The organism is Mycobacterium sp. E1715, assembly GCF_001667625.1.
In the GTDB taxonomy this organism is placed as follows: Bacteria; Actinomycetota; Actinomycetes; order Mycobacteriales; family Mycobacteriaceae; genus Mycobacterium.
The window spans coordinates 1-778 of the sequence record NZ_LZJJ01000309.1; the positions used below are offsets into that span (position 1 = coordinate 1).

Sequence of the window (778 nt, forward strand, 5' to 3'; positions counted from 1 at the left end):
AATGGACTCCCTGATGAGCGTCACGCTGCAGCGCGCGTTGTCGGACAGTCTCGGTGAATTCCTGCCGGCTTCGGTGAGTTCGTCGTAGACGTCGGAGGCGGGTTCGGCATCCGGTTCGGCGAGTTCGGGCAGCATCGTCGCCAAGTAGTCGGTGAGGCTGTACACGGTCGGGTAGTCGAAGATCACCGAAGCCGGCAGGAATTCACCGAGACTGTCCGACAACGCGCGCTGCAGCGTGACGCTCATCAGGGAGTCCATTCCGAGCTGGAAGAAGCCGATCGAGGGATCCAGCGACTCGCTGGGTGGTAGCCCCATCACCCCGGCCGCCAGCAACCCGACGTGGTCCAGCAGCATGTCGTGGCGGCGTTCGGGCGGGCACTTACTCAGGCCGACGCGGAATTCGCTTGCGGGCATGGCGGTTTCGCCGGGCACCGGAAGCAGGTCGTCGACGATGTGCAGCGCGCCGCGGGTGCGGTAGGCGGCCGCGAGCAGTGGCCAATCCGCTTCTACCACAATGGAATGCACGCCTGCGGCGGGGCTCATGGCCCGCGGCAGAGCGCCGATGGCGACCTCGTCGTTCATGGGCACCAGCCCCGAACCCATGCTGACCTGGCCGAATTGGTGCTCGGCGTCGGACAGGGATTTCCACAGTCCCCAGTTGACCGTCGTCGCCGACAATCCCATCACGTGCCGCGCGTACGCCAGGGCGTCCAGGTAGCCGCTGGTGGCGGTGTAGTGGGCCAGCCACCGCGAACCGGTGAGGCCGGAGATGGAGGAG

Annotated in this window: 1 protein-coding gene; it reads right to left on the bottom strand. The window is 66.3% G+C overall.

Annotated elements, in window-relative coordinates; translation table 11 throughout:
* Positions 1 to 778, bottom strand: a 778-nt coding sequence (locus A9X03_RS15685) for a beta-ketoacyl reductase (RefSeq protein ID WP_156746568.1), incomplete at both ends; no start/stop codon positions are given.